This is a genomic window from Streptomyces sp. NPDC096205, assembly GCF_044763135.1.
Taxonomy (GTDB): Bacteria; Actinomycetota; Actinomycetes; order Streptomycetales; family Streptomycetaceae; genus Streptomyces.
Window position 1 is genome coordinate 228,004 of sequence record NZ_JBIWFS010000006.1, and the last position, 12,208, is coordinate 240,211.

Here is a 12,208-nt window from a genome sequence, read left to right on the forward strand (position 1 = left end):
GCGGGCAGCCCGGTTGATTCAGCCCTTGCTGACCGCCGCCAGGATCTCCGGCAGCCGCCGGGCGGTGCGCGGCGCGGCCAGCCGGAGCCCGGCGAGGGTGAGGAGCGCCCCGTACGCCGTGCCCAGCGGCAGCAGCAGCCACAGCAGGTGCTCGCTGTCCGCGTCGACGTGAAGCCAGATGGTGGCGGCGATGACGGGTGAGCACAGCAGGGCCGATGCGACCATGCCGCCGAAGATGGAGATCCAGGCGAGCCCGGCCTGGCCGGGGACGACGTTCTTGTAGCCCTCCTGCGGAATGGAGTACGGGAAGGAGGCGGAGGTCCACGCCCCGGTCGCCAGCATCGCGCCGAGCAGCGCGAAGGACAGTCCCAGCGCCTCCGGCAGCCGCTCCCAGTCGCCGAGCAGAGCCGTCGTCACGACGGTCACCAGCGTCGCGTACGGCAGCGTGATCACCAGCAGGGCCAGTGCCCGGGCCCGCAGTTCGACGTAGGCGTCCCGGGGGGAGGAGATGGTCATGGCGACCATCCAGAAGGCGGAGGTGTCCTGCCCGAACTGGTTGTACATCTGGATGCCGAGCATTCCGGCGGCGAAGCAGGCGAAGTAGATCGAGCCGGTGCCCTGGAGGGCGTTGAACACGGGCACGATCAGGCCGATGGCGAGCGAGGTCACCCAGGCGGCCTTGGTCTTGGGGTCGCGCCAGATGTAGCGCAGGCTGCGTTCCATCACCGTGCCGGTGCGTCCGGCGGGCAGCAGCCGGGCCAGGCCGGTGGAGGTACGCGCGCGGGGGCCGGGGTCGGCGGCCTGGAGGGTGGAGCCGTCCGGCGAGGTCATCAGCCGGGTCAGCTGCCGCGCCCACACCACGAGCGCCGCGACCAGCGCCGCCACGCTGACCGCGAGCTGCGCGGCGGCCGTGCCGTACGACCCCTCGCTCACCGAGTGCACCGCCCCGAGCGCGGAGGCGGGCGGCAGCCAGCGCAGCACGTCGGCGACCGGGTCGAGCTGCCCTAGCCCGTTGGAACCGAGGCGCTGCACCCCGAAGTTGACGACCTGCGCGCCGACGGCGATCACCAGCCCGCTCAGCACCGCGAGGTCGCGGCCCTTGCGGCTGGTCAGCAGCCGCAGGTTGGCGGCGGCGACGGCCCGCGCGAGCGCCACGCACACCAGCAGCGTCAGCGCGACGCCCAGGACTCCGACGGCGTACGCCGCGCCGCCGTGCGCCACCGCGATCACCGAGCCGACGGCCAGGCACAGCGTGAACAGCGGCCCGATCCCCACCAGCGACGCCACGAGCAGCGCCCGCACCAGCGGCAGGGGCCGCAGCGGCAGCATCACCAGCCGGGTCGGGTCCAGGGTCTCGTCGCCGCTGGGGAAGAACAGCGGCATCACCGCCCAGCCCAGCCCCAGCACGGCCGCCAGCAGGACGACGACGGCGTCCGCGTGGGCGTGGCCGCGCAGCGCGACCAGGCCGAGCAGTTGCCCCACCGCGAACAGCAGCACGATGACGGCCGACGCCACATAGGCGGCCCGGCGTCCGCCGGACTGGCGCAGGCCGTTGCGCAGCAGGGACAGCTTCAGTCGTACGACGGTGGAGGTGAGCGTCGTGGAGGAGGGCGTTGTCGTGGAGGTGGGCGTCGTCATCGCGGGCCGCCGCCCAGCCAGTCGAGGTCGCTGCCGGTGTCCCGTCCGTGGGCGCCGACCAGTTCGAGGAAGGCCTGCTGGAGGGTGGGCGCCTTCCCGCGCACCTCGGCGATCGGGCCGTGCGCCCTGATCCGCCCGGCGGCCAGCACGGCCACCCAGTCGCACAGCGACTCCACCAGCTCCATGACGTGCGAGGAGAACACCACGGTCGCCCCGGACGCCGTGTACCGCTCCAGCACCCCGCGGATGATCTGCGCGGACACCGGGTCCACGCCTTCGAACGGCTCGTCCAGGAACAGCACTTCGGGATTGTGCAGCAGGGCCGCCGCCAGCCCGATCTTCTTGCGCATCCCGGTGGAGTAGTCGACCACCAGCTTGTGCTGCGCGCCCGCCAGGTCCAGTACGTCCAGCAGTTGCGCGGCCCGCTTGTCGACCTCCGCGCCGGGCAGCCCCCGCAACCGCCCGGTGTAGGCCAGCAGTTCCCGCCCGGACAGCCGCTCGAACAGCCGCAGCCCCTCCGGCAGCACCCCGATCCGCGCCTTGACCTCGACGGGGTCCCGCCACACGTCGTGCCCGACGACCTCGACCGTTCCCTGGTCCGGCCGCAGCAGTCCGGTGACCATGGAGAGGGTGGTCGTCTTTCCGGCCCCGTTGGGTCCGACCAGCCCGATGAACCGCCCGGCGGGCAGGTCGAGGTCGATCCCCCCGACGGCGACTTGCTGCCCGAACCGCTTCCAGAGGTCGTGAATACGCACGGCTGACGTCATGAACGCACCTTAGGCGCACGTCCCCAAGGGGCGTGGGGAACTGCGCGAGCAACCACGACGGGCAAGCAGTCGCCCGACTACCGGTCCCGCCCACACGCATAGGCGAGCGGCGACACCAACTCCTCCGCATCCGGCAGCCACCGATTGGCGGGCGTGGGCCGGCACGCCCACTGCACAGCCCCACGAGACCCGAACCGAGTGGGAGGCGCAGCCACGTAATCACCCTCTCCCAGCGCCACGAGGTCCAGCGACGAAGGCGACCACCCCAACTTCCGCACCAGTTCAGGCACCTTCACAGACGCGCCCGGCAGCACGAAGAAGTGCATCCGCCGCTCCGGCGTCAACGTCACAGGACCCAGTGTCAGCTGCATCCGCTCCATCCGGGCCAGCGCCAGGAACCCGGCCGTCTCCGGCACGGAGATCGCGTCGAAGGTGCGCCCGGTCGGCAGCAGGATCGACGCGTTCGGCTGCTTCTGCCACATCCGGCGCGCGACGGTCGCGCTGCCCGTGGCCTGCGTCGCCCAGTCGTCCCGCGCCGGATGCGCCCCGGGCACGGGGCACGCGGGGTTCTCGCAGGAGCAGCGCTGCACCCCGTCGACGGCTTCCAGCCAGGTGCCCGGGAACACGTCCCAGTGGCGCTCCTCGGCGTAGCGTACGGCTGTCTCCAGCAGGGATTCCCCGCGCTGCTGCGGGATCTGCGCGGTCTCGGTGCCCGGGATCGTCTCTTCCACGCTGAACACAACTCCACCGCCCACCGCGGGTTACGGGCGCGCTCGCGCGCGGGGCAGGAGCATCGATTCGGCGTCCGGGGCGCACGGATGCACAGGCGGGGGCGCGCGGGAGGATTCGCGGCGCGGGAAGGGTAGGCACCGGTGGGTCGGCTGCACCTTCACCTCGGTAACTACCCCGGCAATTCTGGCATGCCTCGCATGTGCGGTATGTCCATGGGGCATTGATCTTCACGGCCGGAATTCGTTCCGGAGTCTTTGCAGGACACGTCAACCCGGTGCACGGGCAGGCACCGCAGCCACAGGGGGTCACCAGCATGGCCGCAAGGCCTCTCGTCGCGCGGCAGCCGAACGAACGGCTGCAGGCGCTCATCCAGGAAGCGGGTTGCTCGAACGCCGGGCTGGCCCGCCGGGTCAACATGTGCGGCGCCGAGCACGGTCTCGACCTGCGCTACGACAAAACGTCCGTGGCCCGCTGGCTGCGCGGACAGCAGCCACGCGGACGCGCCCCGGCGATCATCGCCGAGGCCCTCGGCCGCAAACTCGGCCGTACGGTCACGATCGACGAGATCGGCATGGCCAACGGCAAGAACCTCGCCTCCGGCGTGGGTCTCCAGTTCTCGCCGACGGTACTGGGGGCCATCGAGCAGGTGTGTGAGCTGTGGCGCAGCGACGTGGGCCGGCGGGACTTCCTGTCCGGCTCCTCCGTGGCCGCGTCCGCGCTGGTCGAGCCCAGCCGGGACTGGCTGATCTCCTCGCCGGACGCGCAGGTGGCGCGCTCGGCGGGGCCCCGGGTGGGCCTTTCGGACGTGGCCGCCGTACGGGCCATGACGCAGGCGCTGACCGACCTCGACCATCAGTACGGCAGCGGGCATGTGCGCCCGGTCGTCGTGCACTACCTCAACAGCGTCGTCTCCGGGCTGCTCGCGGGCTCGTACCGGGAGGCGGTGGGGCGCGAGTTGTTCGCCGCGGTCGCGCGCCTGACGGAACTCGCCGGGTACATGGCCGTCGACACCGGGCAGCCGGGACTCGCCCAGCGCTACTACATCCAGGCGCTGCGTCTCGCCCAGGCTGCGGGAGACCGCGGCTACGGCGGCTATGTGCTGGCCGCGTCCATGAGCCATCTCGCCGCGCAGCTCGGAAACCCGCGCGAGATCGCCCAGTTGGCGCGGGCGGCGCAGGAGGGGGCGCGTGGAGTCGTGACCCCGCGCGCGGAGGCGATGTTCCTCGCGGCCGAGGCACGCGGGCACGCCCTGCTGGGCGACGTACGCGCGGCGCAGACGGCGAGCGGGCGGGCGCTGTCGGCGATGGAGCGGGTGGACCCCGCCTCCGGGGACGATCCGGCGTGGATCGCGCACTTCGACGAGGCCTACCTCGCCGACGAGTTGGCGCACTGCCACCGCGACCTGGGGCAGGCCGAGGCAGCCGCGCGCTGCGCCGAACAGTCCCTGGCCGGGCATCCGGCCTCGCGCGCCCGGCGCCGTGCCATCGGCTATGTGCTGCTGGCCACGGCCCAGGTGCAGCAGCGGGAGATCGAACAGGCCTGCAGCTCGGGCCTGAAAGCCGTGGAGATCCTGGAGACCCTGCGCTCCAACCGGGGCGCCGAGTACCTGGAGGACTTCCAGCAGCGCTTGGAGCCCTTCCGGGACGAGGCGGTGGTACGGGAGTTCGGGGCGCGGCTGGACCTCCAGCAGGCGGCATGAGCCCTCGTCATGGGCGTACGGCCTTGTAACCGTCGTCACAGGAAGGGAGATCGCTCTCTGAGCTGCGTGGCACGCGGCTCGGGGGACCCGGTAGCGTGAGCCGACGATTGACGAAGGTCCCCCATTGGCAGGAGTCCCGGTGACGCAGAGTGGACAGGGCGAGGAGCCCTCGGCGCGGCCCGCGCGCGAAGGCGTCGTGCTGCCCTCCGACGGCGGCGCGCCGTTGGTGCCGGGCGGCCCGGCCGCCGCGCCGCCCGGCGGCCAGGCGTGGGGCACGCCCTGGGGGCCGGAGGCAGCGCAGCACGACCCGGCGTCCGGTCAGCAATGGCCGACCCCGCCCGACCAGCAGCAGTGGGGCTCCCCGGACCAGTCCGGCTGGTCCGCCGCGCCCGCCCCCGGGCCGGCCCCGTCGGCCGGCCCGCTGCCGCCCGAGACGCCGCCGGGCGCCCAGCCGCCGTACGGCACGCAGGGCGGCGGGTACGGCGGCCAGGGCGCGTACGGCGCTCCGCAGGGTGGTGGTGGTCAGGGCCCGTACGGCGGTCAGGGCCCGCAGGGCGGTGGCGCTCAGGGGTCGTACGGGGCTCCTCAGGGTGCGCCGGGTGCGCACGGTGGTGGTCATGGCGGCGGGCAGGGCGCGTACGGCGCGGCTCCGCTGCCGCCCGCCGTCGACGAGGCCACCCGTTACATACCTCCGGTGGCGGCCGCTCCCGCGCCCGACGCGCACGCGGACGCCACCCAGTACCTGCCGCCCGTGGCACCCGGCGCGCCCGCCGCGCCCGCCGCGGAGGACGGCGCGACGCAGTACCTGCGGCCCGTGAACCCGGGCGCCCTGCCGCCCGAGACGCCGGGCGGCACCTACGGCGGCCCCGGAGCCGCACCCCAGGGTTCCTACGGCGGCCCGCAGGGCGCCCCCTCCGGGGCGTACGGCGGTCCGGGGGCCGAGACGCCCGCCGAGATGACGACGTATCTGGGCCGGGCCCAGCAGTCGGGGCCCGCGGCCGGCGGGTCCGACGCCGACGCCACGCAGTACATCCCGCCCGTGCCCGCGGCCGGCGGTGACCGGCAGGAGCCGCCCGCCGAGTTCGCGGGCCTGTTCCGCAGCGAGCCGGGCGAGGGCGGGGCCACGCAGCAGATGCCGCGGATGCAGGCGCCGCAGGGCGGCTACGCCCCGCAGCCGTCGTACGACCACGCCGGCGGTCCGGGCGGTCCCGGGCACGGGGGCGCGTACCCCGGCGACGGCGGGCGGCGGGACGGCCGGGACGACGGCGGGCGCGGTGGGCGCACCGGTTCGCGGGTGGCGGTCATCGCGGCGGTCGGTATCGGCATCGCGGTGCTGGGCATCGGCGCGGGCGCGCTGATGGGCAGCGGCGGCGGTGACGAGGACGACTCCAAGAACGTCGCCGCGTCGGCCCCGGCGACCGAGCAGAGCACCGAGTCCTCCCCGTCGGCCTCGCCGAGCGAGGACCCGGCGAAGGCGCAGGCCGTGGAGCTGGACAAGCTGCTGGCGGACAGCGGCACCAGCCGCCAGTCGGTGATCAGCGCGGTCGGCAATGTGAAGTCGTGCAGCAACCTCGGCCAGGCGGCCAAGGACCTGCGGGCCGCGGCCGAGCAGCGCAGCGGCCTGGTGACCCGCCTGGAGGCCCTCTCCGTCGACCAGCTGCCCGCGCACGGCGAGCTGACCACCGCCCTGACCAACGCCTGGAAGGCGTCCGCGTCGGCCGACAACCACTACGCGGCGTGGGCGGACCAGGTGGCGGGCAACAAGAAGAAGTTCTGCAAGGGCGGCCAGGCCCGGGCCACCGGGCAGGCCCAGGAGGGCAACAAGGCCAGCGGCACCGCCACCACGGAGAAGAACAAGGCCGCTGGGCTGTGGAACGCCATCGCCCGCAAGTACGGCCTGACCGAGCGGCAGCCGACCCAGCTGTGAGGCGCGCGGGGCGCGGGCGTCGTCAGACGTCCGCGCCCTGGAGTGTCTTCGTCATGTCGAGGAAGCCCTTGCGGGCCGAGACCAGCCGGCCCTCGCGGACCACCTGAAGGGTCACGTCCGTGTTGACCAGGCGGGGGAAGCCGATGGAGGCGAGCCGGTCCTGGAACTTCCAGCGCAGGGTCGGCGTGAGCCCGCCGGTGTCGATCTCCATGCCGTCGTCGAGGGTGCGGCGCACGGTGTCCGGGGACACCTCGCCGCCGCCGATCTTGTCGAGCGCGGCCTTGAGGACGGTGTAGGCGATCCAGGTGGTCTGCACCCCGGCGTCCGCCGGGTCGATCCGGGTGTCGGTGAAGGCCTGTTCGCGGATCACCTTCTTCATGCCGTCCCAGCGCGGGTCGGTCTCCACCGGGTACCAGCCGGTGATGAACGACCCCTCGTACGGCCCCGACCTGCCGCCGGAGGCGTCGATGACGGTCTGGTCGACGCTGCCGAGGACCGTGCCGGTGCGGACGTCGGGGTACTCCGCGCGGGCGCGCCGGAAGGAGTCCATGAAGGTGCCGGTGCGGTCGCCGAGGGCGGAGAGCACACAGCCCGTGCGCTCCGGGTCGCGGGTCGCGCCGCTCAGCGCGGACCGGGTCTGGGTGGAGAACTCGGTGGCGTCCTCCGCGGCCCGTACGTCGTCGGCCTGCGTGTGTCCGCGCGCCTTCAGGCCGGCGTTCAGCATGACGGGGAGTTCGTCGCCGGCGATGGTGTCGGGCCGTACCAGGGAGACGGGGCCGCAGTCGTCGGCGAGTTCCTGGCCGAGGCCGGCCAGGAGGGCGGGCTGGCCGCCGTTGACGGGGTAGGACAGGGGCGAGGTGAACTCGTCGTCGGTGATGCCGTAGCCGCCGATGAAGGGGATGCCGGCGCTCTCCAGGATGGGGAAGAAGGAGTTGGCGTGCTGGCTGTAGGAGCCGACGACAGCGACGGCGTTCTCCTTCACCGCGCGCCGCGCGCACTTGGCGGCCGAGACGGAGTCGTTGCGCTCGTTGCAGGTGGCCACGTGCAGTTTGCGTCCGTTGATGCCGCCGTGGGAGTTGACCCAGCGGGCATAAGCGCGGGCGAAAGCGGGCATTCCGGGCTTGTTGGTGAGGTTGGTGTCCTCGGGGGCCCAGGTCATCACGGTGATCGGGCCATCCCCGTCGCCCCCCGAGACGCCGGGGATGAGCCCGCACCCTGCGGCGAGCGACGCGCACGCCACCAGGACACCCGCAGTGCGGATGCCCGCTCTGACGGGCCTGGTGAGCGTGGGGAGGAAGGTGCTGCGGTCATGTCGCCTGCCGGTCATGTCCACGCACGATTCCGCCACATCCCTAACCCTGGAGTGTCCGTCGGGCAACAGCGGGTGACATCGAGGTGAATTGCGGGGGACCGGTCCGGACCGTGAGACGAGGAACGTACGATCGATGACCGTGCAAGGTTCGGAGAACTCTTCCCGTCGCGGCCGTCGCTCCTCCACCATGGGCGGCATGCCGCTCAATGACATGCCGTGGTGGCGCTGGCGCAGCAACGTGCGCTCCGCGCTGCACATGCTCTCCGACCCCGTCTTCCAACGCGACGTCTGGCTGGCCGGCGTCGACGGCTACGGAGACGTCACCGACGCCGTGTACCGGCTGGTGGAGGACACCTGGCTGGACAACTGGTCCGCCGAGAAGTACGTCGGCACGATCTTCCGCGACTCGCAGGAGGCCGCGCTCGTCGACACCGCCGTGCTGCGGGTGCTGCGGATCATGCACCAGGTCGGCCCGGACGCGCCGGTCTCCTCCTACATGGAGCACCCGGCCTGGCCGGAGGCCGTCCAGGCCGCGCGCGACGCCCACGTACGGATGGCGACCAGCGACGGCGAGGACCCGGACACGCCGCCGCGCACCCTGGAAGTACTGCGGATTCTGACCCGGTCCGCCTAGCGGAACGATTGGGGGCCGTGCTGCCGCGTGTGGGACCCTTTCCTGCATGAACGAACAGCCCACCCGAGCCGCGGCCCCGGCCGAGCAGTACATCCTCACCCTGTCCTGCCCCGACAAGCAGGGCATCGTGCACGCCGTGTCGAGCTACCTGTTCATGACCGGCTGCAACATCGAGGACAGTCAGCAGTTCGGCGACCACGACACGGGTCTGTTCTTCATGCGCGTCCACTTCTCGGCCGAGCCGCCGGTGACCGTGGACAAGCTGCGCGCCAGCTTCGCGGCGATCGGTGACTCCTTCCACATGGACTGGCAGATCCACCGGGCCGACCAGAAGATGCGGGTCCTGCTGATGGTCAGCAAGTTCGGGCACTGCCTGAACGACCTGCTCTTCCGCGCGCGCACCGGGGCACTGCCCGTCGAGATCGCGGGCGTGGTGTCCAACCACACCGACTTCGCCGAGCTGGTGGGGTCGTACGACGTGCCCTTCCACCACATTCCCGTGACGAAGGACACCAAGTCCGACGCCGAGGCGCGGCTGCTGGAGATCGTCCGCGAGGAGGGTGTGGAGCTGGTCGTTCTCGCCCGCTACATGCAGGTCCTCTCCGACGACCTGTGCAAGCAGCTCAGCGGGCGGATCATCAACATCCACCACTCGTTCCTGCCGAGCTTCAAGGGCGCCAAGCCGTATCACCAGGCGCACGCGCGCGGTGTGAAGCTCATCGGCGCGACGGCCCATTACGTCACCGCCGACCTCGACGAGGGGCCGATCATCGAGCAGGAGGTCGAGCGGGTGTCCCACGACGTCACCCCCGACCAGCTCGTCGCCGTCGGCCGCGATGTGGAGTGCCAGGCGCTCGCGCGGGCGGTGAAGTGGCATGCCGAGCGGAGGATTCTGCTGAACGGCCGGCGGACGGTTGTGTTCGCCTAGGGGCTCGGGTGGTTCTGTCGTCTGGCGGCTGCGGGTGATTCGTGGTTTCTCGCGCAGTTCCCCGCGCCCCTCAAGGGGCGCGGGGAACTGCGCGATCAGCCACATACGGCCCGCGGCCGCCGGTGAAACGGCAACCCGCCCCTACAGACGGCTCAGCGACGCCGCAGCGTAGAGCACGTCTCTGATCGCCTCCCGGTCACCGACCTGCCCCACCGCCGCATCCTCCGGCGCGAGCCGCCCGGCGGCGAGGTGGCAGAACTCCACGTCGTCCAGCGCCACATGAGCCACCTCGTGCGCGGCGGAGCCCACCGCCGCGGGGGAGTCGAGCGGGATCAGCCACTCGCCCCCACCCGTGCCCTCGATCTCCAGGCGGAGGGTGCGGCCGGGCTCACCTGCGGGGACGAGATGCCGCTCGGGCCCCGGCGAGGCGAGCCCCGCGCGGCGACGGCTGGCGAGCGCGGTCGGAAGCGTACGGGCGGCCAGGTCGATCATGGCGTTGAGGTGGCGGCCCGAGGGCGCCTCGTACGGGTAGTCGACGGCCTCGGCGATGTCCTCCGCGTGCACCCAGCACTCGAAGGCGCGGTCGATCATCGCGTCGTGCAGCGGCAGCCCGAAGTCGCCGTAGGAGACGGCGAGTCCGCCCGCCGTGCCGCCGGTGAAGGACACCGTGCGCACGATGGCGTGGCTCTGCTCCCGCCAGGGCGCCCGCACCGTGCGGGTGAGCGGGAAGTGGGAGGCCCGCCAGTACGTCTCGGTGCGCCCGTCGGGCGTGCCCGGACCTGAGGCCTCCGCGGCGTCGCCGAGGGGGTCGGCGAGGCCGAGCGCGAGGGCGACCAGGCCGTCGACGGCCAGCAGGTGCGCGATGACTCCGGCGACGGTCGTGCGGCGGCTGGAGGTGTCCCGGTCGGCGAACCAGCGCAGCCGCACGGGCGCGTGCCACTCCGCCTTGCCGAAGTCCTGGAGCAGGGCGTCGAGGCGCGCGGTCTCGGCGTCGTAGGCGGTGGCCCAGGAGGGCACGGGGATGCGCGGCGGGCGCCGCTCCAGGCAGCTCGCCAGGACGCGGGTGCGCAGGGCGGGGTCGAGGTCGAGGCTCTCGGGCCGCTGGAGCAGTCCGACCGCCTCACGCAGCCGCAGTGCCTCCTCGGCGCAGGTGCCACAGGTGCCGAGGTGGTCCTCCACGGCCGCGGTCTCCTCCGGTGAGCAGGCGGCCAGCGCCCAGGCGCCGAGCAGCGCCTTCAGCACCTTGTGCTCCAGCACGAGCGGCGCCGTCTGCGGCGGGTCGGGCAGGTCCGGCAGGGGCATGCCGGTGTCCTCGACGGAGGCGCGGGGCAGCGGTATCCGCGGCGACGGTCCGGGCTGGGGTGTGTCGCCGTCGCCGGGGCCGGGGGCGGGGCCGCTGCCGTCGGAGTCGGAGCTGGAGCCGGAGCTGGCGCCGGAGTCGGAGCGGGAGCTGGAGTCGGAGCTGGAGTCGGAGCCCAAGCCCGAACCCGAGCCGGAGTCGGAGCCCGGCCCCGAGTCGGTCGCGTCGGTGTCGGTCTCGTCCGTGTCGCCGGTGTCTCCGGAGGCGGACGAGGCGCCCGAGTGGGGGCGGTCCGGGTCCGGGTCCGGGTCCGGGTGCGGGTGCGGGTGCTCCCGGAAGGTGTCCTCCTGCCGCTCCTTGTCGTCGTCGGGTCCCTCCGCGAACGGGTTCAGCTCGCTCACGCCGCACCTCCGTACCCCGGCGGGGCGCCGGGGGAGCCGGCGTCATGGGCGGTGGCGAGGAGTTGCAGACCGAGGCGCAGGCGACGGCGGGCCTCGTCCTCGGTGACGCCGAGGTCGGCGGCGGCCTGGCGGTAGTCGCGGCGCTGGAAGTAGGCCAGCTCCAGGGCGGCACGCAGGGGCGCGGGCATGGCCTGGACGATGTAGTCGGCACGGGCGGCGACGGAGGCGTGGCGGACCTTGCGCTCCAGCTCCTCGGTGGTGCCGGCGCCGCCGCCCTGCTCCAGCGCGGCGGTCTCGGTGGCGCGCAGCCGCTGCACGGCCAGCCGGTGGGTCAGCGTGGCCACCCAGGAACGCAGCGGCCCCTGCCGGGGGTCGTAGCTGTCGGGGTGCTCCCACACGTGCGCGAACACCTCGCGGGTGAGGGTGTCGGCGGCGCGCTCGTCACCGAGGACGGTGTGGGCGAGGCCGTGCACGAGCGAGGCGAAGCGGTCGTAGAACTCGCCGAGGGCCGCCGCCTCGCCGCGGGCGAGGCGCTGCTGCATCTTGCGGTCCCAGCGGGGTGGTGCGTCCTTCGTCGCCATACGGCCCCCTCCCTCTGCTCGTGTCCGTCAGTGACAAGCGTGCGTCCACCGTGTTCTCGAATGTAGTCGGCACCTCTGACAACGCACGCTCCTTTGTGGCAATGTGCGCCCCCGAGGACCCTCCGGTGATAGTGGACCTTTGGACTGACTCGATCGAACAGGATCGAAGGCGATTGAAACAAGCCTCTTCTGTTCGGTCTTCGTTTTCCGCGCGGTGTTTCAGGGAACGGCGGCTGGGCAGCCGCGCTGAAAGGAAGCGTAGGAGCTGCTTCCGTTTCCGGGCGGTTCC

At 72.7% G+C, this 12,208-nt stretch carries 10 protein-coding genes; 4 read left to right on the forward strand and 6 right to left on the reverse strand.

Annotated elements, in window-relative coordinates:
- Positions 1 to 18: 18 nt before the first annotated feature.
- The 3 genes from ACIQ6Y_RS23265 to ACIQ6Y_RS23275 all read right to left on the reverse strand — a co-directional run bounded on the left by ACIQ6Y_RS23265 (position 19) and on the right by ACIQ6Y_RS23275 (position 3,145).
- A complete protein-coding gene (locus ACIQ6Y_RS23265) occupies positions 19 to 1,638 on the reverse strand; it encodes a transporter (protein ID WP_404041864.1) in 1,620 nt (539 codons plus the stop codon).
- A complete protein-coding gene (locus ACIQ6Y_RS23270) occupies positions 1,635 to 2,405 on the reverse strand; it encodes an ABC transporter ATP-binding protein (RefSeq protein WP_404041865.1) in 771 nt (256 codons plus the stop codon). The genes ACIQ6Y_RS23265 and ACIQ6Y_RS23270 overlap by 4 nt, the downstream gene beginning before the upstream one ends.
- A gap of 77 nt (positions 2,406 to 2,482) precedes the next feature.
- Entirely contained in the window at positions 2,483 to 3,145 is a 663-nt protein-coding gene (locus ACIQ6Y_RS23275; protein WP_404041866.1) for a bifunctional DNA primase/polymerase, read from the reverse strand.
- Between the two features lie 305 nt (positions 3,146 to 3,450).
- Between ACIQ6Y_RS23275 and ACIQ6Y_RS23280 the strand changes: the two genes are divergently transcribed.
- Complete coding sequence (locus ACIQ6Y_RS23280) at positions 3,451 to 4,836, forward strand: transcriptional regulator (RefSeq protein ID WP_404041867.1); 1,386 nt, start codon at positions 3,451 to 3,453, stop codon at positions 4,834 to 4,836.
- A gap of 139 nt (positions 4,837 to 4,975) precedes the next feature.
- Entirely contained in the window at positions 4,976 to 6,763 is a 1,788-nt protein-coding gene (locus ACIQ6Y_RS23285; RefSeq protein ID WP_404041868.1) for a hypothetical protein, read from the forward strand.
- 22 nt (positions 6,764 to 6,785) lie between these two features.
- Here the strand turns inward: ACIQ6Y_RS23285 and ACIQ6Y_RS23290 are convergent, their stop codons facing one another.
- Positions 6,786 to 8,090, reverse strand: a complete 1,305-nt coding sequence (locus tag ACIQ6Y_RS23290) for an ABC transporter substrate-binding protein (protein WP_404041869.1) — start codon at positions 8,088 to 8,090, stop codon at positions 6,786 to 6,788.
- A 118-nt stretch (positions 8,091 to 8,208) separates the two neighbouring features.
- Between ACIQ6Y_RS23290 and ACIQ6Y_RS23295 the strand changes: the two genes are divergently transcribed.
- Both ACIQ6Y_RS23295 and purU read left to right on the forward strand, forming a co-directional pair.
- A complete protein-coding gene (locus ACIQ6Y_RS23295) occupies positions 8,209 to 8,709 on the forward strand; it encodes a hypothetical protein (RefSeq protein WP_404041870.1) in 501 nt (166 codons plus the stop codon).
- A 46-nt stretch (positions 8,710 to 8,755) separates the two neighbouring features.
- Complete coding sequence (purU, locus tag ACIQ6Y_RS23300; RefSeq protein ID WP_404041871.1) at positions 8,756 to 9,637, forward strand: formyltetrahydrofolate deformylase; 882 nt, start codon at positions 8,756 to 8,758, stop codon at positions 9,635 to 9,637.
- A 141-nt stretch (positions 9,638 to 9,778) separates the two neighbouring features.
- Here the strand turns inward: purU and ACIQ6Y_RS23305 are convergent, their stop codons facing one another.
- Together ACIQ6Y_RS23305 and ACIQ6Y_RS23310 are read right to left on the reverse strand one after the other, a co-directional pair.
- The gene (locus ACIQ6Y_RS23305; RefSeq protein WP_404042159.1) at positions 9,779 to 11,116 is read right to left on the reverse strand and encodes a zf-HC2 domain-containing protein; all 1,338 of its coding nucleotides are present in this window, start codon (positions 11,114 to 11,116) and stop codon (positions 9,779 to 9,781) included.
- 218 nt (positions 11,117 to 11,334) lie between these two features.
- On the reverse strand, positions 11,335 to 11,919 hold the full coding sequence (locus ACIQ6Y_RS23310; RefSeq protein ID WP_404041872.1) for a sigma-70 family RNA polymerase sigma factor: 585 nt from the start codon (positions 11,917 to 11,919) through the stop codon (positions 11,335 to 11,337).
- Positions 11,920 to 12,208 lie beyond the last annotated feature (289 nt).